Below are 25,097 nucleotides of genomic sequence, written 5' to 3'. Positions count from 1 at the left end.
TTCCCCTTTCCGGGAAACTCTATGCTGGCAGGTTAGCAGTATTGGGATTGTCCTATGATTGTTGCCAAGTTATTAAAAATTGGGTAAAAAAATATCATTTTACCTAAAATATCTATTTTATATGACAACAGAGAAGCGGATCCTGCCGGAAGACTTTAAAAGCGGGTTTGGAATAATAAGGGTAACAGTGTAATTTCCAATTTACATTTTGTAAATTACCAGTCGCTAAATCGATGTAGCATTTTCTATGAAAGGAATCTCCATTAAAGATATTGCAAAACAGGCCGGTGTATCTCCTACAACGGTTTCGTTTGTGCTAAACGGGAAAGCAAAAGAGAAGAGGATCAGTGAACAGGTAAGCAAAAAGATACAAAAAATTGCAGCGAAGCTGAAGTACAAGCCCAATCAGCTTGCACGGGGGTTACGCACCGGTAAAACTAAAACGATCGGATTGATCGTGGAGGATATTGCCAACAACTTCTTTGCGACGCTGGCCAGGGTCGTGGAAGACGAAGCAGATAAATATGGTTACAAGGTGCTGTACGGCAGTACGGAAGATAACACCGAGAAAGCCAGGGGGCTGCTGGAAGTATTGAAATACCGGCAGGTAGATGGTTATATTATCACTCCCACTAAAAACCTGGACAAGGAAATAGAACTGCTGCAGGAAGCCGCGAAGCCCCTGGTGCTGATGGACCGGTATTTTCCGCATCTGAAAAGTCATTACGTGGTGCTGAATAACTTCAAAGGTGCTTATGATGCTACCACCCACCTTATTAAACAGGGTTATAAGAAGATAGCCATTGTTACACTGGCCTCCGATCAGACGCAAATGAAAGATCGTCTTGATGGCTATGCTGCAGCATTGAAAGAACATAAGCTGTCGTTCTCCAAATCCATGGTAAAACGACTGCCATTTGATCTCGATCGTGAGAGCTATAATGAAGAGATAAAAAAATTCCTCACTTCCATCAAAGGACTGGACGCTGTATTCTTCGCCACCAACTACCTCGGTATCTCCGGCATTGAATGCATCCGCTCCCTCGGTTGGGCTATAGGTAAAGAGATTGGTCTTGTTGGTTTCGATGACCATGATCTTTTCCGTTTGCATAGTCCTTCTATCACCTGTGTATCGCAGCCCATCGCAGAAATAGGAAAACAAATCGTGGAGCTGTTAATGAAAGAACTGAATCATCCTTCAGACACACAGCAGAAAATTATTTTGCCGCCGGTGCTTGTGGAGAGAGAATCCACGAAGAGAATTAAGAATATGGAATAAAGAATTAAGAAACAGCGGGAAGCCCTTAGCGAGTGACTATGTTATTATCACTCGCTAAGGGCTTCCCGCTGTTTCTTAATTCTTTATTCCATATTCTTAATTCTTTCTTCTTAGTTTCTAATACGATTTTATCTTTCTTAACAAACGGTTAACCTTAATTAAAAAAAATGTTAAATCTTTTTGCGCTTTTTCATTTTTATAACTAAGTTTGACATCGTAATTGACAAACTGAACCCGAAAAATGTGGTGAATGAATAGTGTGATTGAAGGTCGGGTCTTTTTTATGTCCTGTAGCTAAAACGTTTTACTAGAGGTATAATGTCAGTGTAACAATTATTGCCAATTGGAGTAATTCCATATTGAAAAAAAATTACGGCGGAAACCAAGTGCTTATCATCAGGACTCCTGTGCAATGCAGTGAGCCGAGGTAGACGGGCCCTCCGTGTCTTTTGCTTATGTGTCTGATTCACTTGTTATAATTCACTAAACCAAAAGGAAGCTATGCGAAGATTACTTCTTCTCACCACGTTGCTTTTCTTATGCTGTAATATCGCTGCATGGGCGCAGGGTAAGAAAGCTATTACGGGAACCGTTAAGGATACGCACGGGACACCATTACCCGGCGTAACCGTAAAAGAGAAAAACGCCTCCAACGGTGCTACTACCGGACCGGATGGAGCTTTTAAGATGCAGGTAGCCCCAGGTGCTACCCTCGTTTTTTCCTACATAGGATTCATCAACCAGGAAGTGACTGTTAATGAGCAGTCCGCGTTCAACATTATTTTAAAAGAAGACAACAAAAACCTGAACGAAGTGGTGGTAACCGCCATGGGTATCAAGAGAGAAGCCAAGGCGTTGGGATATGCTGTTAGTACAGTGAGCTCCAAAGAGATCACCGAAAGCGGAAGTACCAACTTTGCCTCAGCATTGTACGGTAAAGCTGCCGGTGTGAAAATCGTATCAGCCCCGGGTGGTGCTGCCAGCGGCGTTTCTGTGCAGGTGAGAGGTGTTTCTTCCGTTGGTTTAAATACACAACCATTATACGTTGTGGATGGTGTGCCGCTGAGAAACTTCAATGATCCTACCACCAACCGTTTCGGTACCAGTGGCGGAAGAATTGAAGGAAACGGTGCGCTGGATATTAACCCGGAAGATATTGAAACACTGACTGTTCTCAAGGGGGCCAGCGCATCTGCGCTGTATGGCTCTGAAGCAAACAATGGTGTGATCGTTATCACCACCAAAAAAGGAACAAAAGGCCGTGGTTTAAATGTGGATGTGAATTATGTGTACAACCAGGAAAGACTGGCTGCTACACCGGATTATCAAAACGAATACGGCCCGGGTTATGATCCTGCCACCAACCTGTCTATAGGTGCAGATGCAGATGGCTGGCTTAAAGACCCCGACGGCGCTATGCATCCCTATTACAGAGCTTATGGTCAGTTTGGTCCTAAGTTCGATGGCCGCGACGTGAAATACTGGGATGGTACTACACGTAAATACGTAGCACAGAAAAATAACTATAAAGACTTCTTCCAGACAGGCCACAACTCTGCTGCTAACGTTGCTATTTCCAACGCCAGCGACAAAGGTAGTTTCCGCTTTTCTTACAATCGTGTAGACTATAAGAGCATCATGCCCGGAAGTAGCCTCTATAAGAATAACTTCAACTTCAACGGTACATTAAATCTGAGCCAGCGTGTAAGTGTAGATGTTGTTTCTACTTACAACAATAATTTCGTTCACAACCGCGCCAATGTAATGAGCAACATATTCGGTTCATACGATGGGTTCTTCAGCCGCTTCGATGACATGAATACGTTCTTCAATAAATATCAGACCAGAGACGGATATAAGTTCATTGATGCAAACAATAGCCAATATCTCCAGGATGAGAAAATGACTTACCGTTTCAGGGCTACCAATGTGATGGATTATCTGTGGAATAACCTGCGTAACAACTATGATGAAACGCAGAACCGTTTCATCAACAGCGTTACACTGAATGTAGGCATCCTCGATAATCTGCGCTTCAGAGGCCGGCTGGGTGGCGACTTCACCAATGTGACTACTTCGGATCAGCAGCATAATACCAAACCGGTGGCTTATGGCTACACTGGTCAGTATGCACTGAATACCCGTAATAACAACTCTTTCTACGGAGATGCTTTGTTGATTTATACTCCTAAAATTTCAAAGGATTTTGATCTGTCTGTTACAGGCGGTTATACAGCCCGTAAACAGACCTATAAAAATCAGTATACACAAACGAAAGGCGGTCTGATAGATGAAAACTGGTTCAGCTTATTAAACTCTGCAGATCCTATTTATGCTACAGGCGTTCGCGCAGAACAGATTGACGTAGCAGGATTCGGTATGTTGAACCTGAGCTATAAAGGATTCCTGTTCCTGGAAGGAACCGGCCGTTATGAATCTACTTCTACATTACCGGTGAAGAACAATAAATATTTCTATCCTTCTGTAAACGCCGGCTTCCTGCTCTCTGAAGTAGCAAAACTGCCTTCCTTTATAGATTATGCGAAGTTCAGGGCATCTTACGGTCTTGTGGGTAATCACCCCACTATGTATCAGTCCAACGTCGCCTATAATCCATATATCGTTACGATCAGCAAAAACAACGTGCCTTACCAGCAGAGCAATCCCAGCGCATTCGGTAATGAAGAGCTGAGATCTGAAAAGAAAAGGGAAGTAGAGTTCGGATTTGAAGCACGACTCCTGAAAAACAGACTGGGTGTAGACTTTAGCTACTACAATAACAAAATAATAAACCAGATCCTGACAATGAGTACACCTGCTTCTTCTGGTGCTACCTCTCAGCTGATGAACGCTGGTGATCTGACAAACTTTGGTTATGAAGCTGCTATCAACGCTACGCCGGTCACTACTAAAAATTTCCACTGGAATACCCGCTTTAACTTTGCTGTTAACAGAAACAAACTTTCTGCTTTAAGAGACGGCCAAACCACCCTGACTATGCCTGCATACGATGGTGGCTACCTGCTGATCAGATCTAATGTTGGTGATCCACTGGGTAACATCTATGTACACCCGGCTAATAAGGATGCGAATGGTAACAAGATCGTAAACCAGGATGGTATTTATACTGCCAATACCGGTGCTTATGAATATGCTGGTAACATCATGCCTAAAGTAGTGGGTGGTTTCTCTAACTCGCTCACTTATAAAGCCTTTACACTCGACTTTACCCTGGATTATCGCTTAGGTGGTAACCTGGTATCTATTCCTTACTACTATCAGCTCGGTGCCGGTATGTTTAAGAGCACTCTCCAATACAGAGATGCTGCTCATGGTGGTATTGCTTATGATCCGATTGATTACGCCGGTGGAAATCTGGTGGCCAATCCCAATGGTTCTAAACATGATGGTTTAATCCTGCCTGGTGTAACAGAAGACGGTAAAAAGAATGAGAAAGTAATTCCTGCTTCCGTGTACTATAGAAACAACTACGATTGGGAAACCAATGGTTTATATGAGAAAGCAGTATTTAAAAACAGCTATATCAAGGTGCGTGAGGTAACACTCACTTATAACATGCCTAAAAGCATTGTTGAAAAATTGCACTTCCAGGGTCTGCAGTTTTCATTGATCGGCAGAAACCTGTTCTACATCTGGAAAACCCTGCCTAAAGGCCTGGATCCGGAAATGGCAGTAGGTTCTTACTGGCTGGATCAGGGAGTTGATGGTGGTACCGTTGGACCAACAAGAAGTTTGGGTGCCAGCATTCGTGCCCGTTTCTAAGAGGATATCAATTTGTAAAACGAACTTAACAGATTAAAATGAAACGCTTCTTAATAAATACTTCACTGCTCGTCTTACTGGTAGCTGGCTTCAGCGCCTGTAAGAAACAAATTGCAGACGCCTACCCGAATCCGGAGTTAGCACCTGCCGGATCCATGAGCAAATTGCTCAGCGGTATGTTTATAAACAAACGCATGCGCCCTTCTTACTGGGATTATGCAACATTTATATTGCCAACAACAGCAGCTTTTTCGCAAACAACTGCTATGTCACCATCCAATAAAATGTACATCCCTTCTTTGAGTTATACAGAGAACCGCTGGGTAGACTTTTATGATGGTGCTAAAAGTGACGACAATGATCTGAACTATGTAGGTCCCGGTATCATGGCTAACTACAGGGAAATGGAATTAACCTTCGGTAAATTGTCTGCACAACAACAGGCACAGCAGGTAATTTTCCTGAATTGTGCGAAAGTGGTGCTGTACGACCAGGCTGCACAGATGGTGGATCTCTGGGGAGATATTCCTTTTAGCCAGGCAGGTTCCCTGAACACAGCTGACCGTACTGTTAAGCCAGCTGCTTTTGATGATGCCGCAGCGCTTTATGATACATTAATCACTGGCCTGGACCAGCTGAATAGCTATTTTGCAACAGCACAGGTATCTGTTGAAGCTGAGGCCAGCCTCAAAAAGGCTGATATCATGCTGGGCGGCGATCTGATGGCCTGGAGACGCTATACCAACTCTCTGCGCCTGCGTTTATTAATGCATACCTCTTATGTGAAAGAAGGAACTGCTAAAGCTGCCGTTACTGCTATGCTCGCAGATCCTGCAAAATATCCGCTGATCACCGATAACGACCAGAATGCGCTGATTAAAATGAGCCCCACTACTCTGAAGAGCGATATCCAGAGCGCATTGACCGGTAGTCCTTATGCTCCTGCATTCCTCCTCGATACCGTAATGGCTGCAAATAAAGATCCCCGTGTGGATGTATATTGGGATCCGGGCAAGAAATATGGCATGAAAGGTTTTCCTTCCAATGGAACTGCTGTTAACTACGACAGCCTGGGTTATGCTACCTACGATACCGCTACCTTCTTCAACAACTATAATGTTCCCGGTGTAATATTCACTGCATCTGAAGTAAGCTTCCTGAAAGCTGAAGCTGGCGAAAGATGGGGAGTCGGTTCTCCGCAGGCTGATTATGAGAATGGCATTTCTCAATCTGTTAAATTCTATTATTCCATCAACCAATCTGCGGTATTCAGCAGTGGCACCTGGCCTATTCTGCCTACGCCATCTGCTACTGTAATCAGTAATTTCGTGGCTCAGCCGGGTGTTGCCTACAGTGGTACTACCCAGCAGAAACTGGTGAAAATCTGGACACAGAAATGGGTGAACTTCTTCATCCTGCAGGCTGGTGAAGCATGGACAGAAGTAAGACGTACCGGCTATCCGGCGTTACCTTTTGCAATGGCACCTGCTTCTGGTGCAACCCAGCCTCCGCAACGTCTGTTATATCCTTCTACAGAGCAGATTTATAACCCGGACAACTACGCTAAGGTCGCTGCAAAAGACAAAGCTAACGTGAAAATATTCTGGGACGTAAGATAATACACCTTCATCCTTCAATACAAAACCGGCCGTTACTACCAGTAACGGCCGGTTCGTTTTATATAGCCTCGCTAAAAGCAAATAGTATTATCCAATCATATTCTTTATCTCGCTCAGCTTCAGCAACGCTTCTACTGGTGTCAGCCTGTTAATATCCACATGTTCCAGCTTTTCCCGGATCTGGCGGAAGGTATCACTATGCGCATCAAAAATATTCAATTGTAACTGCTGCGACGGCGTACTGATCTGCTTTACATTCTTCTGTAACGGCGCCTCAATATGCTTTTCCTCGAGATGCGCGAGTACATCATTGGCCCGGTTGATCAGCTCCGGTGGCATACCCGCCATGCGCGCTACGTGTATACCAAAACTATGGCGGCTGCCACCCGACGCCAGTTTGCGCAGGAATATGATCTTATTGCCCGATTCCATATTGGTGATATGGAAGTTCTTCACGCGGCTATGCTTGTTCTCCAGTTCATTCAGCTCGTGATAGTGCGTGGCAAATAAGGTTTTCGGCCGATGCTCGGTCATATCATGGAGATATTCCACAATACTCCACGCAATGGAAATACCATCGTAAGTACTGGTACCCCTGCCTATTTCATCCAGTATTACCAGGCTGCGGGAAGTGACGTTATTGATGATGCTGGCAGTTTCATTCATCTCTACCATGAATGTGGATTCGCCGCCGCTCAGGTTATCCGATGCACCTACCCGGGTGAAGATTTTGTCTGTCAGCCCTATTTCCGCACTGCTGGCTGGTACAAAGCTGCCCATGTGCGCCATCAGGGTAATGAGCGCTGTCTGACGCAGCAACGCCGATTTACCGCTCATATTGGGTCCGGTAAGTATGATGATCTGTTGTTGATCTTTATCCAGCTGAAGATCATTGGCCACATAGCTTTCTCCGGGCGGCAATCCGCGTTCTATAACCGGATGCCGGCCTTCTTTGATGACCAGCTCAAAGCCCTCGTTGATATGCGGGCGGCGGTATTTGTATTGTACGGCATTGTGCGCAAAACAAAGCAGGCAGTCGAGCCGCGCAAATACCTGCGCATCTTCCTGCACCGGGCGTATATAGCCCTGCATGGCCTGTACCAGTTCTTCAAATAGCCTGGTTTCCAGTGCCTGTATTTTATCTTCTGCTCCAACAATTTTTTCTTCGTATTCCTTCAGCTCCGGAGTGATATAACGCTCGGCATTGGCGAGCGTTTGTTTCCTGATCCAGGCTTCCGGTACTTTATTTTTATGCGTATTGGTTACTTCCAGGTAATAGCCGAAAACGTTGTTGAAGGCGATCTTCAGAGAAGGTATACCGGTTGCTTCCGATTCCTTTTGTTGAATCTGCAGCAGATAGTCCTTGCCTTTGGTGGCAATATTGCGCAGGTCGTCCAGCTCAGCATTCACCCCTTCTTTGATAACGCCGCCTTTGTTCACCTGTACCGGAGGATTGTCTGTTACTTCGTTCAGAATACGCTCCAGCAGTGGCTGGCAGGGATCGAGTTTTTCGTTTAGCCGTGACAGGTAGCTGTTGCTGCTGCCGGTCAGCAGTTCCTGCACTGCCTGCACCTGTTGCAGGGAACGGGCCAGCTGCATCACTTCCCGGGGATTGATTTTCCGCAGAGGTATCTTTGACACGAGGCGCTCGAGGTCGCCCGTTTGCTTCAGGTGATGAGTCAGCGTTTTGGCAGGATCCGTTTCTCTGATGAAATGCTCTACGGTATCCAGTCGCTCGTTGATGGCCTTCATATCCCGCAGAGGGAATACCAGCCAGCGTTTCAACAGGCGGGCGCCCATCGGTGTCACCGTATTGTCCAGCACCTTCAGGAGCGTATGCCCGTTTTCCACACTGCTGTTCAACAGCTCCAGGTTACGCACGGTGAACCGGTCCATCCAGAGGAAATCTTCCTGGTTGATCCGCTGCATACGCGTGATATGCTGCAGGTGCGGATGTTCCGTATCCTTCAGGTAATGAAGAGTAGCACCGGCCGCTATAATGGCTGCGGGCAGGCCTTCTATGCCGAAACCCTTCAGGGAATGGGTCTGGAAATGCCTGAGCAGTGTTTCTTCCGCATAGGTGGTGGTAAAAATCCACTCATCCATGTTATAGGTATAGAACCTCGTTCCAAAAGTAGCCTTGAAGTTTTTCTGCTGCTGTTTGGCGAACAATACTTCAGCCGGGCGGAAACTCTGCAGGAGTTTATCCACATATTCTGTACTGCCTTCGGCTATAAAGAATTCACCTGTAGAGATGTCCAGAAAAGATACCCCGGTAACATCGCCACCGAAATGAACGGCTGCAAGAAAATTGTTGCTGGAATTCTCCAGCAGTTTATCATTGATCGCTACTCCGGGAGTCACCATCTCAGTAACGCCGCGTTTTACGATTCCTTTTACCATTTTCGGATCTTCCAGCTGGTCGCATACGGCTACCCGGTGCCCCGCCTTTACCAGTTTGTGGAGGTAAGTATCCAGTGCGTGGTGAGGAAAACCGGCCAGATCTACATAGGAAGCGGCTCCGTTGGCCCTTTTGGTTAACACAATGCCCAGTACCCGGGCTGCAATGACAGCATCCTCATTAAATGTTTCATAAAAATCGCCTACACGGAACAACAGTACGGCATCAGGGTATTTTTCCTTGATGGCTTTATGCTGTTGCATAAGCGGGGTTTCTTCTGATTTACTTTTTGCCATGGCGCAAATATATAAAACTCATCCCATCCTATTATCTTTGCGGGTGATGAGAAAATTAAGCATGGATGAACTGGGCCGCAAAACCGCGGAAGAGTTCAAAGCGGCCGATAAAACGCCGCTGGTACTGGTGCTGGACAATGTACGCAGCATGCACAACGTGGGATCTGTATTCCGTACTGCCGACGCCTTTCTGCTGCAGGGGATTATGCTCTGTGGCTACACCCCGGTGCCCCCTCACCGCGATATCAACAAAACTGCCCTGGGCGCCACCGAAACGGTAGAGTGGAAGTATGCAGAAACCACGCTGAGCGCAGTACAGGAGCTGAAAGCCGCTGGTTACCTGGTGATGGCTGTAGAACAGGCGGTGAACAGCCAGATGCTGAATAAATTTATTCCCCCGGCCGGCCAGCCCCTCGCCCTGGTTTTCGGGAATGAGGTAAGCGGCGTGGATGCCGGCGTAATGAAAATAGTGGATGGCTGTATCGAAATTCCACAACTCGGAATGAAACACTCCCTGAATATCTCCGTTAGCACCGGCATAGTGGTCTGGGAGATTTTTAACAAGCTGCGTTAGCTGCTGTTCATGATTTCTTTCTATTTTCAACGCTTTGCGGTATTTTTGCATATAATTCAATGCTGGCAGTCAGCAGTTAAAAGCTAATAGCTATGTCTACATCTACAGTTGGGCGGTATCTTTCACTGGTAAAGTTCAGTCATACCATTTTTGCCATGCCGTTTGCACTCACGGGCTTTTTTATGGCTACCACCATCGGTGGTGGTAGTTTCAGCTGGAGTACGTTTGGACTCGTGGTATTGTGTATGGTGTTTGCACGTAGTGCTGCCATGGCTTTCAACCGCTGGCTGGATGTGGATATCGATAAATTGAATCCCCGCACCGCGAAAAGGGAGATCCCCGCAGGGATCATTTCCCGCCGCAATGCCATGGTATTTATTATTATCAACGTGACACTTTTCTTTGCTGCCACCTGGTTTATCAACCGTATCTGCTTTTACCTGTCGCCGGTAGCATTGGTGGTGGTGCTGGGGTATAGCTATACGAAACGCTTTACTGCCCTGTGCCACATGGTGCTTGGCATTGGCTTATCGCTGGCGCCGATCGGCGCTTATCTGGCGGTAACCGGCCAGTTTGCACTGCTGCCATTACTCCTGTCTGTGCTGGTGCTTTGCTGGGTATCTGGTTTCGATATCATCTATTCCCTGCAGGATGAAGAGTTCGACAAATCGCAGCAACTGAATTCCATCCCCGCCTGGCTGGGATTGTCCGGTGCGCTGCGGTTCTCTGAATTTTTACATGTAGTGGCTGCTGCACTGGTGGTAACGATTGGGCTGCTGGGGCATTTCCACTGGGTATACTGGATTGGTGCGGCTGTTTTTACCGGTATGCTGATCTCTCAGCACCTGCTGGTAAAAACCGACAATCTGAGCAGGATAGATATTATGTTTATGACTACCAACGGTATTGCAAGCGTGGTATTTGCTGTTTTTGTGATTGCAGATATGCTTATTTTCTCATCCCTCTGAATGAACCTCTGATATTAATGATATGGCCCGAATAATGGCAATAGATTATGGAAAAAAAAGGACCGGCCTGGCTGTGACAGACCCGCTGCAGCTGATTGCCAGTGGTCTTACTACTGTTGCCACACATGATCTTGTCCCTTTTCTGAAGAAATATTTCGCCACCGAACCAGTGGAAAAAATCCTCATAGGAGAACCCAGGAATCTTGATGGAAATGCTACCGATGCTACCGCTCTTGTAACAGAATGTATCCGGATACTCGGGAAGAACTTCCCTACTATACCCGTGGTAAAGGTAGATGAACGGTTTACTTCTAAAATGGCATTCCGGTCAATGATCGATAGCGGCCTCAAAAAGAAAGACCGTCAGAATAAAGCGCTGGTAGATGAAATTAGCGCTACCATCATCTTACAGGAATATCTGCAAAATAAAATATAAATAAAAAAGGGTATAAAGTAGGCCGGGAAGGGCAGTCTACGCAGTGGAAAAACCCTGAAATTGCCTATCTTTGCGGATCAAACAAGTATTAGAACATGATTTTGCCAATAGTAGCTTACGGGCATCCGGTATTGAGAAAAGTAGCCGAAGATATCACTGCTGATTATCCCAACCTGAAGGAACTGATCGCCAATATGTGGGAAACAATGTATGCTTCCAACGGTGTTGGTATTGCTGCTCCGCAGGTAAATAAATCCATTCGTCTTTTTGTGGTCGACAGTCAACAGATCATCCAGAACCTGGAAGAAGACGAGAAAGATGAATATCCGGGAGATGACGGCGTAAAGGAAGTGTTTATCAACGCGCATGTTGTGGAAACCGGCGGAGAAGAGTGGGCCTACAATGAAGGTTGCCTGAGCATCCCTAAAGTTCGTGAAGATGTTGACCGTGCAGAAACCGTTACGCTGAGCTATGTGGATAAAAATTTTACACCACATGTAAAAACTTTTATAGGTGTAACTGCAAGGGTGATACTCCATGAATATGACCATATTGATGGTGTTTTATTCATTGATCACCTGAAGCCCCTCAAACGCCGGATGCTGAAAAGCAAGCTGGAAGATATCACCAAAGGTAAAATCAGGGTGGATTACAAGATGATGTTCCCTAAATAGGAAATAATTTTGTAATGTAAATAAAACCTGTTATTTTGGTATCATAAAGTATAACATCCATATCCTCAAACTTGGGCGCAACCTTAACATACACTGAAGTTGAATTAATTCAGGGCCTTATGGCCAGGGATGAAAAGATATTCACATATTTGTATGATCACTACTCGCCCGCATTGTATGGAGTGGCCCTTAAAGTCATAGGCGAAGAAACAGCAGCAGGTGATGTACTGCAGGAAGTATTTGTAAAGATCTGGCGGAATATCGACAGATATGATGCTTCAAAAGGCCGTTTATTTACCTGGATGCTGAATATCACAAGAAACACAGCGATAGATAGTCTCCGTTCCAAGAACCATAAGCTCGACCAACGCTTACAGGACGTTAACAGTGTGGCATTAATGTATGAACCGCAACTCGCAGTTCACTTGTCAGTAGATCATCTTGGCCTCAGCAAAGTAATTGAGCGCCTTCAAAAAGACCAGCGCATAATCATTGATATGGCTTACTTCAAAGGGCATACACAGGAAGAAATTGCCAAAGCGCTGGAAATACCGCTGGGAACAGTGAAAACCCGTATGCGTAATGCCATTATTCAATTGAGAACACTATTAAAACAGCTGTAACTATTAGAATCAGTGGATGTACAACGATACATATCATCCGGTATCCTAGAAAGCTATGTGTTCGGCATGTTGCCGGATGCTGAAAGGAATGAAGTGGAAATCGCCATATCACAATATCCTGATATCAAAGCTGCGCTGAATTCGCTGCAACAGGATAAAGAACACTTTATTCAATTATATGCTGTAGCTCCTCCCCTGAATATCAAGAACAGGTTAATGGATATTATCCACCAGGAAAACACTGAGGATGGGAAAAACCTGTTGCCGGAAGAACTGCGCGCACCTCAAAGTGCCCGCATTCATGCACTGAATGGTAAAAAAAAAATTCTGAAACGACCGCGCCGGTAGCAATGCCCCTGATGATGGCGCCGGTAAAATCTCAGGAAAAATTCTGGAAGTACCTCACTGCAATGATGCTGCTACTATTGATAGGAAGTATCGTACTGAATTTCTTTCTCTTTCAGCAATCCACAAATTATAAAAGTCAATACGAAACGCTGCGTGCTGCCAAAGAAAAGCAGGCAACGGAAAAGATACCACCACCTGCTGCCACTTCCACTCCTCCCAAAGGTGTGGATCCGCTCAGCGATCCTGCATTTAAATGGACTTCCATTCAGGGCTATGGCGCTTATCAGGGTAGCGAATTAGCCATAGGATGGAACGAAAGTACCCGGGAAGTTTACCTTCAGGCGAAAGTAATGCCGGAACCTCCTGCCGGAAAACAGTTTCAGCTGTGGGCAATCGTGAACAAAAAACTGGTGAATGCCGGCATATTCAATACCGGTGCTGCCAATGCACAACAACTGCAGCAAATGAAGGCGGTAGCTTCTGCACAGGGTTTTGCCATCACCCTGGAAAAACAGGGAGGAAGCGCTGAACCTTCTATGAACCAGGTGTGTATGTCCGCCAAAATCAACCGGTAATTACAGCCAAATCCTCCATGCTGTTAGTTATCCTGCTCCACAAAAAATATGTTGCAACGATCGGTTCGCTGTTCTTCTTTAGCAGCGCCGGCTTTTTGCTTTTGGCTGATAGCTTACCGCTTTTTCCTTAAATTGCACCCATGTCATATGTTTGGAAAAGTATAGCCGGAGCCGTAGTTTGCTGCCTGCTTCCCTATTTTCAGCTTGCTGCTCAGGATACTGCCCACTACAGGGGAATGACGGTTAACCTGGATGAAGTAATTGTACAGGCAAAGCGTGTAGGCTTCGACGTTAATAGTTTCATAAAAAGAGTGGAAGAGGACACCACTTTTTACCGCGCTTTCAAAAATCTTCATGTGGTTGGTTTTGATGCCATTAACGACATCCGTGTACTCGGAAAGAATGGCGATGTACGCGCTTCTCTCTTCAATCAGACCCATCAGGAAGTAAAAGGCAAATGCCTGACCATGCAGGTTGCCAACGAAAAAGTAACAGGCGATTTCTACACCCGCAAAGGAAACTACAACTACTATACGGCCGAATTATATGCTCATCTCTTTTTTACCAAAGGTGTTGTTTGCCTCGATGGCAATGGGGAACCACCGGAGCAGGGCGGCGGAAGCCTTGCCAGGCACAAGGCCCAGCTGAAGCAACTGGTGTTTAATCCCGGTAAACCCATCCGCGGCGTACCTATCGTTGGTCAGAAAGTAGCCATCTTCAATTATGAAGTGATGAGATTCTACGATTTTTCTATCTCTGCGGAAAATTATGTAGACGGCACCCCCTGCTACGTGTTCACCGCCCGGGCCAAGCCTAACCTGAATCGTATCGACAGGGCAGATGTGGTGATAGATGAACTGGTTACCTGGTTTAACAAAGACAATTTCGAGATAGTGGGTCGTAAGTATGCACTGTCTTATAAAACGATGCTGTTTGATTTTAATGTGAAGATGAATGTGCAGATGACACGCTTCAATGGATTGCTGATACCGGCCCTGGTGACGTACAACGGTACCTGGAATATTCCGTTCAGGAAAAGAGAAACAGCTGTTTTTGTTGCGAAGTTCCTGAACTTCACCGGAGCACAGTGATGGCTGCTGATGTCTAATTCACCAGTGTAATGGTTCCGGTTTTATGCACCGGCAATTTTGTATTCACTTCTTTATAATCCACAATCCACACATAGGTGGCTACAGCTGCCAGTGTGCCATTAACATTCCCCGTCCATCCTACCTGTGGATCCGTAGTATAGAAAATACGCTCTCCCCAGCGGTTGTATATGCTCAGGGTATAATCGTATATGGGACACCGGTAGATGGGCCTGAAATAATCGTTACGCCCGTCGCCGTTCGGCGAGAAGGCCGTCGGGAAATAAAGCTGGCAGGCACAATCATGATAACCAACTTTTACGGAATCCACCGTTTTACCACAACTGTTATACGCTACAATAGCGTAAATCCCCGGCTGCGTTACCGTATACATCGGCGTACTGGTACTGTCCTGCCACTTATAAACCCCGCCTGCAGCGCCAGTGGGTTTCAGCAGGTATACCTCATTTTTGCATAACAGGGTATCTGGTCCAAGATTCACCCGCAATGTATCTTCAAAGCTGACAGCAATACTATCGGACGATTCGCAACGCCCGATCTGCGCATGTACAGAATAGCGTCCCGGCTTCGTCACATAATAAGTAGCCTGGTCCGATCCATCCTGCCAGAGATATTTTCCATTGCCGAAATCTGCGCTGAGCACCAGGAAGCTGCCTTTGCAGATAGTAGTATCATTTCCCAGGTGCAGCTTTTTCAGATGGTTGTAGTTGATAAAAATAGTATCCAGCACACTGCAGATATGATTGATCTCTACCAGCGCCCACAGATGGGTGGTGTAGTTAATAGTAACGGCAGGGGTTGTGGCGCCTGTGCTCCATTCCCATTTGGTGGCTTGCGGAACATCAGGCGCTATACGAATGGATTCTCCGGGGCAAAGCAGGGTATCCGGTCCTAACGAAAAGGGGTAGGGAGGCCCGGTAAAAGTAATGGTTACCTGGGCCGACATAGTGGGGCATCCCTTAGGATACACATCTACCCGGTAAGTACCGGAAGTAGTCACTTCCTGTGTGGGGGCCGTATTTCCGGTATTCCAGCGGTAGGTGCAGTTTTGTGCGGTAGCGTCCAGCATAATACTTTCCCCGGTACACAACACCAGATCCTTACCCAGGTTGATCTTCGGGATAGGAGTGTAAAACACATTCACTGAATCCGGATGCGGACATCCGTTGATCGTCACTTTATAGGTTCCGGAGGTATCTACGGTGATGCTGTTGCCCGTTGCGCCTTTGCCATTCTGCCACAGATAAGTGGCGCCGGGAATAGCAGGTGCAGTCAATATCATAGTGGCGCCCTGGCACAGCGTAGTATCCTGTGGCCCCAGGCGGAATGTCACCGGGGATACAATGGTGAGCGACTGCACCGTTGTATCCGGCTTACCTCCCCGCCATGCTATCAGCGTATCCTGGTAAGTACCGGTAGCATTATAAATGTGAAATGCAGGAAGGCTCTGCGAGGAATCTTTATTCCCCGATGGCGGATCTCCAAAATACCATTTCACCGAATCAATGCCGGCTGCATTATTGATCCGGAACCACGATGTGTCATTTGCACAGGTGGAAGATACAGAGAAGGGAGTTTGCTGCGCCTGCGCCTGTAGGGAAATAAGACAGCCTACCAGCAGAACCGGTAATAGATATAAGATGCGAAAATAGCCAGAGTGCTGGTATCTCATTCAATTGACAAGGGTAGTTCCTGCTAAGATAAATCAAAACATATAAAATATTTGTAATAAAATTGTGAATTATTCTACATTCGGTCTCGCTGCCACATATCTCCGCCACTTTTCCAGTACGGTCACAAAGTCATTCGGCAGGGCGCTTTCAAAGTAGAGTTGTTCCCGGGTACGCGGGTGTACGAAACCCAGCTGCTGCGCGTGGAGCGCATGACGGGGCATGATCTCGAAGCAGTTATCGATGAATTGTTTGTATTTGGTATAAATGGTGCCTTTTACAATCCGGCTGCCACCGTAGGTTTCATCGTTGAAGAGGGAATGTCCGATATGCTGCATGTGCACACGTATCTGGTGCGTACGGCCGGTTTCCAGCCTGCATTCTATCAGGGATACATAGTTAAACTTCTCCAGCACCCGGTAATGCGTAATTGCTTCCTTGCCATATTCGCCGTCGGGGTAAGCATCCATGATCTTACGCAGGCGCTGATGACGGCCTACGTGAGCCACCACTGTGCCTTCATCTTCTTCAAAATCACCCCATACCAGCGCTATATACCGGCGATGCACCGTGTGGTTGGAGAATTGTTTGGCCAGGTCGTTCATGGCCTTATCGGACTTGGCGATCACCAGCAAACCACTGGTGTTCTTGTCGATACGGTGTGCCAGACCAAAACGCGGCAGCTCCGGCTCGGTTGCCTGGGTCTTATCGCCCAGGTACCACGATAATCCGTTTACGAGGGTACCATCGCGATTACCGCAGCCAGGGTGTACTACCAGCCCGGCGGGTTTGTCTATCACCATCACGTCATCGTCTTCATACACAATATTGAGCGGCAGTTCCTGCGGTATAATCTCCGTACTTTCCGGGCTTTTATTGGAGAACACAACAATCCGGTCCAACGGCCGGATTTTGTAGTTGGATTTAACGGGCTTGTCGTTTACCAATACCAGCTCGCCATCAAGGGCCTGCTGTATTTTATTGCGGGTGGCGCCTTCTATACGATTAGTGAGAAATTTATCAATACGCAACGGCTCCTGGCCCTTATCTACCACCATATTGATCTTTTCATAAAGCTCCTCACTGGCATCGCCATTTTCCAGCTCATCTTCCAGTTCCAGCAATTCTTCAGACATTCAGTTTATTTTTTTGCAAAGGTAGCGAAGATTTAGGCAAAGACACAGTCGGCCCATTACTTCCTCCGGCAAACGGATACTGTGAAAAACCCTAACTTTGCTGGCTAATATGGAAAATGTGAAACAACAGATCGTAGTAAAAGACCTCGGATTAATAGATTTCCAGGCTGCCTGGGATTACCAGGAGCAGTTGTTAAGGGATAATGTACAACTGAAGCAGCGGCGTGCTGCTGCAGATCCATCCAGTCCCCCTACTACCAACTACCTGCTTTTTTGTGAACACCCGCCGGTATATACATTAGGCAAAAGCGGGCATATAGAAAACCTGCTGATATCGCAGGAAGAGCTACAGGAACAGGGAATCGGATTTGTACCAACCAACCGCGGAGGGGATATCACTTTTCATGGCCCCGGACAGGTGGTAGGTTATCCTATTCTGGATCTGGAGAATTTTTTTACTGATCTGGGTAAATATCTCCGGTTTCTGGAAGAAATGGTGATCCGCACACTGGCAGAATATGGTATAACGGGCGACAGGTCCAAAGGCGAAACCGGTGTATGGCTGGATCCGCATGATAAGCAAAAGGCCCGTAAAATATGTGCAATGGGTATACGCTGCAGCCGCTGGGTGACTATGCACGGCTTTGCGGTGAATGTAAATACTCCGATGAATTATTTTGATGGCATCGTTCCCTGTGGAATTATCAATAAAAAAGTAACCTCTCTGGAGAGTGAATTGGGCCGTCGGGTAGATACGGAAGAAGTGAAAGCAAAGCTGCTGAAACACTTCAACGACCTTTTCAACACCAGTGAACAATAACCTTACAACAGGTTACATCCGGTAGTTCAGCGGAATGAACAGGCTCCATTTCTCTTTCAGTTTCCCGTCTTCGAAGAGCTCAAAATTGAACCAGCCTGCATGCAGGAAGATCGCTTTTTCAAGGATCAGCGAAGGCTGGCCTATTTTTTCTATATCGAAAAGGAAAGTGCCGTTGGGCTCATAGAACTTGACGGAATAATGCTTCTGTACTGCATCCGGTAGTTTGATATTGATGTTACCATCTGCAGTAGTATAGATGTAATTAGACGGATGCCAGGAAACTCTTTCCGGCTCCTTGTTTTCCTGCTCTTTTCCTCTCAGGCCTTTGGCTGCGTCGCGAATGTCGGCAAACTCCAGTTTATGATCGGCGCGGAAGGTGCTGTCGGTAACAGCCAGCACTGTTTTACTGTAAAAGAACCTGCCGTTATTCAACAGAATAAAAAGACGGTAATAGTTGGAACCGGGCAACGGCTTGTTATCAAGATAGCCATTTCTCGTTTGTGACGCCGTACTGGCATAGCCAATGGTATTGAAGTTCAGCACGCTGTCGAGTGAGCGCTGAACACCGATCTCCTTTACCTGGGTAAACCCGGATATCCAGTTCAGTTCTATTTTACCGGTTTTGATAACGGCTGAAAAGTCCGGTAATACCGGAGGCGTATATTCCTGTTCTTGTGCTTTTCCCGCAACAGTGCTTAATATAATTATTCCGATAACAAAGGTTATTCGAAGTGCTTGCTTCATACTGATTATTCCGTGAACGCTTAAAGTTGGCAAAAATACACTACCGTTCAAATATAAAGAACAGTTTTTAAAAGCTTAAAACGCCGGGGGGCAGGGAAAGATTGCCCTGAAGTCCGCCGGTATGTATCAGCAGCACCCGGCTGCCTGCCGGGAAACGCCCTTGTCGGCTCAATTCCCGGAATGCCATCATGAGTTTGCCCGTATAGACGACGTCGGTAGGTATCCCGGTTTCTTCATAAAAATTATTGATAAAATCTATAAGTATGGGGGGGATTTTAGCGTACCCTCCCAGGTGGTGATCATATAAAAGTTCCCACGATGGCAACGGCTTGTCGTGCAGCAGGGCTTTCACGGCCGGTTCCAGGTATTGGGCGCCCTTGAGTACCGGTATGCCCATGATATGCTGCTGTACCCCCGCGCTGTTGATAAGTCCGGCCAGCGTGGTGCCGGTGCCCACTGCGCAAAGGATATGGGTAAAATAATGGGTAGGGTGAACAGACAGTATATCTTCGCAACCCCTGGCGCCGGCGCTGTTATGGCCTCCCTCCGGTACAACTAAAAAATCGGGATACTGTTGCTGCCAGTATATTTCCCGGTCGGGCTGCCGGTAGGCCTCGCGGGAAATGTGGATAAGTTCCATGCCGCAGCCGGCAGCTGCTGCCAGTGTATGATTGGCACTGACCGGTGCTTCGCCACGGATCATGCCAATGGAACGGAGCCCCTGGGAGGCACAGGCGGCTGCGGTGGCCGCGATGTGGTTGGAGTAAGCGCCTCCGAAGGTAAGTATGCCCTGCCTGCCGGCGCTCCCGGCGGCCAATAGGTTATATTGCAGTTTGAACCATTTATTGCCCGATACCACGGTGTGAAGCTTGTCTAAACGCAACATGGCTGCCTGGATATCTTCCGGCAGCCATGTTGTATGTATTGATTCCAATGTGATATGATCGTAACTGAACATCCGGCAAAGTTACCTATTCATTTGTCAGGAACCCGCCTTTCCCTCTGTAGAGCTTAACAGGGCCGTCGAGCTTCAGTTTCAGAACGGTGATGTATTTGTCCAGCACATTTTCCGGTACGTCTATGAATACCAGTCCTGGCACCGGGCTCCAGGAAATCTTACCCACGATTTTATGATTAAGCGGGCTGTTGCTGCCAAGTGCAGTGATGCTCAGGATCCTGTTCGACAGGCCCTTGATCATTACCTGGCCGCTGGTTTTGGCCGGCAGGAACAGGAAGAGCGTGCCGGAGTCTTTGGAAAGCGTGGTAGGACCATAGAAATGCCCTTGCGGTATACCACCGATGGTATTGAAGATGGCTTCGCCGTTACGTTGGTTCCAGCCGCCCAGTTCTTTCAATACATGTACTTCTTCCTCAGGGATGGTACCATCTGCCCTGGGACCTATGTCGAGCAGCAGATTGCCGCCGTTGCTAACGGCATCGGCAAAGATGCTGATGATTTCGAAGGGTGTTTTCCAGTTGGTATCCTGTGGCTGCCAGCCCCAGTTGTTGTTGATGGTCATGCAAAGTTCCCACCAGTGGTAATGAGGACGGGTAACCGGGAAATTCTGTTCCGGGGTGTCATAGTCGCCATATCCCTGCAAACGCCCGTTGATAATGGTGTTGGGGTTATGGGTGGTGAGCATATTCCGCATTTTAAGAGCTTCCCATTCCTCGGCGGAGTGTTCCCAGTCGCCGTCAAACCACCAGAGGTCAGGGTTGAATTTGGTCATCACCTCTTCCATCTGCCCTTCATAAAATTTTAGGAACTTCTTCCATCTCTCAGGCTGGGCCTTGATCTCGTAGCGGTTACTATCTTTCAGAAACTGCGGATAATCAGGATAGCTCCAGTCGATCAGCGAAAAATAGGCACCACATTTGATACTATCGCGCCGCAGTGCAGCATACAGTGGGGTGAGTACATCCCTTTTAGCCGGAGTACTGTTAGCAACATCCAGCTTACTGTATTTGCTGTCCCACAAAGCCACACCATCGTGGTGTTTGGTAGTCATCACCGCATAGCGGGCGCCGGATGCTTTGATCAGATCGGCCCATGCCTGCGGGTCGTAATTGCTTGCAGTAAAGCCTTTCAGCTGCTGCATGTAATCGGGGTAAGAGATTTTTTTGTTGTGGAAAGACCAGGACTCATCAACTCCCTTTACTGAATAAATGCCCCAATGGATGAAGATGCCCAGCTTAGCATCGGCAAACCATTGCATTTTTTCTTTAATGTCTGCAGGATTCGTTTTCTGCTGTGCCACTGATGTAAAAACCTGTGCGACAAAAGCTCCCAGCACTAATAATCTCTTCATTGTTCCGTTTAATTAATCTTTAAAATATGTGTTATTCACAAAAAGAAAGTGTGAAAATAGTTTTATTAGGTTAAATTTAGCGCCGATATTTTCGGATAAACACTTGAAAAATATAAAACCAGTATAAGACAATGCAACCGACTTTATTGATCTTGGCGGCCGGTATGGCCAGTCGTTACGGCAGTTTGAAGCAAATCCAGCAATTTGGCCCCAGCGGTGAAACTATCATCGATTACTCTATTTATGACGCTATCAGCGCCGGTTTTGGAAAAATTGTGTTCATCATTCGCGAGAGCTTTTCAGCAGAATTCAGAGAAATCTTTGATGCCAAGCTGAAAGGACGTGTAGAGGTGGATTATGTATATCAGGAGATGGATGCGTTTGTAGGCGGACATGCAATTCCGGCCGACAGAACCAAACCCTGGGGAACAGCGCATGCGATCCTTTGCGCTAAGAATGCCATTAATGAACCATTTGCAGTGATTAATGCAGACGATTTCTATGGCACCGATTCATTCGTTAAAATGGCCGGCTTCCTCAAAAATGACTGTAAATCCGATGTATACAGCGTTGTAGGCTACGAGTTGGGCAAAACCATCAGCGAACATGGTTCTGTTTCCCGCGGCGTTTGCGCTGTAGATGCAGGTAATCTGACTGCTATTAACGAAAGAACCAAGATCTATAAAGAAGATGGTCAGATCGTTTATGAAGATGCTGATGGCAGCAAACACCCGCTGGCCGCAGATACACCAGTGTCTATGAACTTCTGGGGTTTCCATCCCAGCGTGTTTGAACTGAGCCAGGGCCTGTTCAATGAGTTCCTGGATAAAAACATCAGCAATCCTAAATCTGAATTCTTTATTCCTATCGTTGCGGACGAATTCATCCGCCGGGATAAAGGTCAGGTGAAAGTACTGCCTACCAGCGCTCAATGGTTCGGCGTTACTTACAAAGAAGATGCACCCGGAGTGCAGGCCAGTCTGTCGGCGCTGGTTAAGAATGGAGAATATCCAGACAATTTATGGAAATAAAGCCCAACACAAAGATCCTTCAGGCTTTCGGACTTGAGCCTGAAGGATTAAATGTCCGAAGATTTGGATCAGGACACATCAACAACACTTTTCTGTTGGAGAAAAAGCAGGACGGCAGCAGGTACGTTTTACAGAAAATCAATGTAAACGTATTTAAGGAACCAGGAATAATTGCCGCCAATCAAAGAATGGCAGCCGATTACCTGGCAGTTCATCATCCCGGCTATCTGTTTATTACGCCGATCCCCACGGTTAACGGGGAAGAGCTCTTTGTAATTGACAATGAATACTGGAGAATGATCCCTTTTATTGCGGACTCCGTAACGGTAGATCAGGCCGACAACCCAAAGCAGGCGTATGAAGCAGCCAGGCAATTTGGCCGCCTCGCCAGTTACCTTTCGGGTATTGACCTGAAGCCGTTTAAAGCTTCCATTCCCAACTTTCACAACCTTACCCTGCGCTACAGCGCCTTCCAGGAGGCCATCCGTACCGCAAGAGAAGAAAGGAAAGCCGAAGCAGAAGAGTTGATCAGTGAGTTCCTCCGCTATTCAGACATCGCAGTGACGTATGAGCAACTGAAAACAAATCCTGCATTCAGGGACCATCTCATGCACCACGATACCAAAATCAATAACGTATTGCTGAACAAGGATACTTATGAAGGTATTTGTGTGTGCGACCTCGATACCCTGATGCCCGGAAAAATTATCTCAGACCTCGGCGATATGGTGCGCACTTATGTTTGCCCCGTATCTGAAGAAGAAAGAGATTTCAGCCTGATCGTTATCCGCGATGAATACTTCGAAGCCCTTATGCAGGGCTATCTCACAGAGGTAGGAAGTATGCTGACAACAGTGGAAAAGGAACAGCTGTTCTTCGCCGGAAAGTTCATGATCTACATGCAGGGAATACGATTCCTGACCGATTATCTGAACGGGGATGTGTATTACCCAATCAAGTATCCGACACACAATTACGAACGTGCAAAGAATCAGTTGATCCTGTTGCAACGATTGATGGAAAAAGAAACCATTCTGCAGGGAATTATCGACAAATGCCTCCACGTTAGCGTAACAAGTGAACAGTAAAATGAAATCATTTTTTTAGAACGTGAACAACAAATGAAATGAAATCATTTAAACCCGGTGCTCTCTGCACCGGGTTTTTTTATGTTTTTTATTATAATTATTTTTAATAACTATAGAGAGATGACCACACAATGGCCATATGAATTACCAGTCAATTACAGGTTTGTTTAGATATTCAGCATCTATTGACTTCTTTTTTTGAATATTTTCAAAAAGTAGTAATGTGATTGATTTTTTACGAAAAATTTGAAAGGATATTGTTTTTTATTTTTTTGACAAATACTTTTGTAGAAACACAAGAAAAAACAACGCACCTCCATGTGGGTAAATAAAGACAATATAAAACTTAATCACATCGTACCTCAGCTCAACTGGGCTATCACGAAGGTCGTGATTATCGTCGTTGTCATTATTAGCCACCAGTATGGAGGATAGGTGAACGTGCATATAATCACAAAGATATAACGCCTTCCTCCGCAAAGAGGAAGGCTTTTTTTTGGACTGTATATTCCTGGTATAATTTCTAATTTTATGTATAGCTATTACAACGACAACACCATTATCTACGTAAACGGTGAGTACACCAAAGCAAATACAGCGACTACCGACCTGTATGGCCAATCTCTCCACTACGGTTATGCAGTATTTGAAGGCATCCGTGCATACAAAACAGCCAATGGAGAAGTAAAAATCTTTAAAGCAAAAGAACACTTCGACCGTCTGAAGCGCTCCTGCGAATTGATTCACATCCCGTACAAATTCAACAACGACGAACTGATCGCCGCCTGTTACAAAGTACTCGAAATGAACAATATGGAAGAGGCGTATATCAGACCGCTGGTTTTCTGTCCGCCTAACATGACGCTGAAAGCCGCTCAGGAAGCTCACATCCTGATATGCGCATGGGAATGGGGAGCGTACTTAGGCGAAAAGCTGCTGCGGGTAATGACTTCCTCCTACGAGCGACCAAATCCCAAAGCCTTTAAGATAGAATCCAAATCGGCCGGTCTTTATGTAAACTCAATACTGGCCTCACAGGAAGCAAAAGAAAAAGGCTACGATGAAGCACTTCTCCTGGATATAAATGGTTATGTTGCGGAAGGCCCAGGTGCTAATATCTTCTTTGAAAAAGACGGCAAAATCTTCACTCCCCCTCCCGGAAACATCCTCCCAGGCATCACCCGAGCCACTGTTATTGAACTCTGCCAGGAACTCAACATCCCACTGGAAGAAAAATTATTCACCATCGCTGAACTGAAAGAAGCTGAATCAGCCTTCTTCTGCGGTACCGCTGCTGAAGTAATCGGCATGGAATCCCTCGATGGTCAGTCTTTCAGCAAACCATGGGCACAGTCACTCGGTAAAGTACTGCAACAGGCCTACAAAGCCAGGGTGCTCGAAAAAACTTTCCAGCGCGAAGCGCAGCTGGCATAATGAACTGTAACTAAGGCATAAAGCAAAAAGCCATCGGAGAAACGCCTTTTGCAGCTACCAGGGAATCATATCCCCTGTAAAAGGTGCACCTACCATTCAATCGCTTTTTGCTTTTGCTTTTTATCACCGTTTCCGGCCCTTGAAGGTCGTAAATCGAAAAAGTGAAAGTCCTCGCCTGTA

Annotated in this window: 21 protein-coding genes; 15 read left to right on the top strand and 6 right to left on the bottom strand. The window is 46.4% G+C overall.

From position 1 onward, the window contains the following. The first annotated feature begins 247 nt into the window (after positions 1-247). The 3 genes from UNH61_RS24045 (at position 248) to UNH61_RS24035 (ending at position 6,681) form a co-directional block, all read left to right on the top strand. Positions 248-1,279 carry a LacI family DNA-binding transcriptional regulator gene (locus tag UNH61_RS24045; RefSeq protein WP_326994565.1) on the top strand — a complete coding sequence of 344 codons (1,032 nt, stop codon included), beginning with the start codon at positions 248-250 and terminating at the stop codon, positions 1,277-1,279. 501 nt (positions 1,280-1,780) lie between these two features. Further along, complete coding sequence (locus UNH61_RS24040) at positions 1,781-5,062, top strand: SusC/RagA family TonB-linked outer membrane protein (RefSeq protein WP_326994564.1); 3,282 nt, start codon at positions 1,781-1,783, stop codon at positions 5,060-5,062. A 38-nt stretch (positions 5,063-5,100) separates the two neighbouring features. Beyond that, the gene (locus UNH61_RS24035; protein ID WP_326994563.1) at positions 5,101-6,681 is read left to right on the top strand and encodes a SusD/RagB family nutrient-binding outer membrane lipoprotein; all 1,581 of its coding nucleotides are present in this window, start codon (positions 5,101-5,103) and stop codon (positions 6,679-6,681) included. An 87-nt stretch (positions 6,682-6,768) separates the two neighbouring features. On the opposite strand, the gene mutS is transcribed toward UNH61_RS24035, so the two are convergent. Beyond that, positions 6,769-9,378 carry a DNA mismatch repair protein MutS gene (gene mutS / locus UNH61_RS24030; protein ID WP_326994562.1) on the bottom strand — a complete coding sequence of 870 codons (2,610 nt, stop codon included), beginning with the start codon at positions 9,376-9,378 and terminating at the stop codon, positions 6,769-6,771. Positions 9,379-9,424: 46 nt separating this feature from the next. Here mutS and UNH61_RS24025 point away from each other — a divergent pair, with 46 nt between their 5' ends. The 8 genes from UNH61_RS24025 (at position 9,425) to UNH61_RS23990 (ending at position 14,667) form a co-directional block, all read left to right on the top strand. Then, a complete protein-coding gene (locus tag UNH61_RS24025) occupies positions 9,425-9,952 on the top strand; it encodes an RNA methyltransferase (protein WP_326994561.1) in 528 nt (175 codons plus the stop codon). A 92-nt stretch (positions 9,953-10,044) separates the two neighbouring features. Further along, a complete protein-coding gene (locus tag UNH61_RS24020) occupies positions 10,045-10,920 on the top strand; it encodes a UbiA-like polyprenyltransferase (protein ID WP_326994560.1) in 876 nt (291 codons plus the stop codon). A gap of 22 nt (positions 10,921-10,942) precedes the next feature. Beyond that, the gene (ruvX, locus tag UNH61_RS24015; RefSeq protein ID WP_326994559.1) at positions 10,943-11,356 is read left to right on the top strand and encodes a Holliday junction resolvase RuvX; all 414 of its coding nucleotides are present in this window, start codon (positions 10,943-10,945) and stop codon (positions 11,354-11,356) included. Positions 11,357-11,451: 95 nt separating this feature from the next. Then, a complete protein-coding gene (def, locus tag UNH61_RS24010; RefSeq protein ID WP_326994558.1) occupies positions 11,452-12,030 on the top strand; it encodes a peptide deformylase in 579 nt (192 codons plus the stop codon). A 119-nt stretch (positions 12,031-12,149) separates the two neighbouring features. Then, complete coding sequence (locus UNH61_RS24005; RefSeq protein ID WP_326994557.1) at positions 12,150-12,653, top strand: sigma-70 family RNA polymerase sigma factor; 504 nt, start codon at positions 12,150-12,152, stop codon at positions 12,651-12,653. A gap of 12 nt (positions 12,654-12,665) precedes the next feature. After that, positions 12,666-13,001, top strand: a complete 336-nt coding sequence (locus UNH61_RS24000) for a hypothetical protein (protein ID WP_326994556.1) — start codon at positions 12,666-12,668, stop codon at positions 12,999-13,001. Positions 13,002-13,003: 2 nt separating this feature from the next. Further along, positions 13,004-13,576, top strand: a complete 573-nt coding sequence (locus UNH61_RS23995; RefSeq protein WP_326994555.1) for an anti-sigma factor — start codon at positions 13,004-13,006, stop codon at positions 13,574-13,576. 140 nt (positions 13,577-13,716) lie between these two features. Then, positions 13,717-14,667 carry a hypothetical protein gene (locus UNH61_RS23990; protein ID WP_326994554.1) on the top strand — a complete coding sequence of 317 codons (951 nt, stop codon included), beginning with the start codon at positions 13,717-13,719 and terminating at the stop codon, positions 14,665-14,667. A 13-nt stretch (positions 14,668-14,680) separates the two neighbouring features. Here the strand turns inward: UNH61_RS23990 and UNH61_RS23985 are convergent, their stop codons facing one another. Then, the gene (locus tag UNH61_RS23985) at positions 14,681-16,357 is read right to left on the bottom strand and encodes a gliding motility-associated C-terminal domain-containing protein (RefSeq protein WP_326994553.1); all 1,677 of its coding nucleotides are present in this window, start codon (positions 16,355-16,357) and stop codon (positions 14,681-14,683) included. Positions 16,358-16,426: 69 nt separating this feature from the next. After that, positions 16,427-17,491: an RluA family pseudouridine synthase gene (locus UNH61_RS23980; protein ID WP_326994552.1), complete on the bottom strand. Its 1,065-nt coding sequence runs from the start codon at positions 17,489-17,491 to the stop codon at positions 16,427-16,429. A gap of 109 nt (positions 17,492-17,600) precedes the next feature. Here UNH61_RS23980 and lipB point away from each other — a divergent pair, with 109 nt between their 5' ends. Beyond that, entirely contained in the window at positions 17,601-18,311 is a 711-nt protein-coding gene (gene lipB / locus UNH61_RS23975; RefSeq protein ID WP_326994551.1) for a lipoyl(octanoyl) transferase LipB, read from the top strand. Between the two features lie 12 nt (positions 18,312-18,323). Here lipB and UNH61_RS23970 read toward each other — a convergent pair whose 3' ends face one another. From UNH61_RS23970 to UNH61_RS23960, 3 genes are all read right to left on the bottom strand, one after another. Then, positions 18,324-19,055: a hypothetical protein gene (locus UNH61_RS23970; RefSeq protein ID WP_326994550.1), complete on the bottom strand. Its 732-nt coding sequence runs from the start codon at positions 19,053-19,055 to the stop codon at positions 18,324-18,326. 67 nt (positions 19,056-19,122) lie between these two features. Beyond that, positions 19,123-20,013 (bottom strand): pyridoxal-phosphate dependent enzyme, encoded by an 891-nt coding sequence (locus UNH61_RS23965; RefSeq protein WP_326994549.1) that lies wholly within the window; start codon positions 20,011-20,013, stop codon positions 19,123-19,125. A 13-nt stretch (positions 20,014-20,026) separates the two neighbouring features. Further along, positions 20,027-21,364: an alpha-L-fucosidase gene (locus tag UNH61_RS23960; protein WP_326994548.1), complete on the bottom strand. Its 1,338-nt coding sequence runs from the start codon at positions 21,362-21,364 to the stop codon at positions 20,027-20,029. 131 nt (positions 21,365-21,495) lie between these two features. Here UNH61_RS23960 and UNH61_RS23955 point away from each other — a divergent pair, with 131 nt between their 5' ends. The 3 genes from UNH61_RS23955 to UNH61_RS23945 all read left to right on the top strand — a co-directional run bounded on the left by UNH61_RS23955 (position 21,496) and on the right by UNH61_RS23945 (position 24,917). Further along, positions 21,496-22,395, top strand: a complete 900-nt coding sequence (locus UNH61_RS23955) for a sugar phosphate nucleotidyltransferase (RefSeq protein WP_326994547.1) — start codon at positions 21,496-21,498, stop codon at positions 22,393-22,395. Further along, the gene (locus UNH61_RS23950; RefSeq protein WP_326994546.1) at positions 22,386-23,483 is read left to right on the top strand and encodes a phosphotransferase; all 1,098 of its coding nucleotides are present in this window, start codon (positions 22,386-22,388) and stop codon (positions 23,481-23,483) included. The genes UNH61_RS23955 and UNH61_RS23950 overlap by 10 nt, the downstream gene beginning before the upstream one ends. A gap of 531 nt (positions 23,484-24,014) precedes the next feature. Then, complete coding sequence (locus tag UNH61_RS23945; protein ID WP_326994545.1) at positions 24,015-24,917, top strand: branched-chain amino acid transaminase; 903 nt, start codon at positions 24,015-24,017, stop codon at positions 24,915-24,917. Positions 24,918-25,097: the final 180 nt, after the last annotated feature.

It is taken from the genome of Chitinophaga sp. 180180018-3, assembly GCF_037893185.1.
Taxonomy (GTDB): Bacteria; Bacteroidota; Bacteroidia; order Chitinophagales; family Chitinophagaceae; genus Chitinophaga.
Note: the sequence above shows the minus strand (reverse complement) of the source record. Positions and strands in the feature narration are given on the sequence as shown.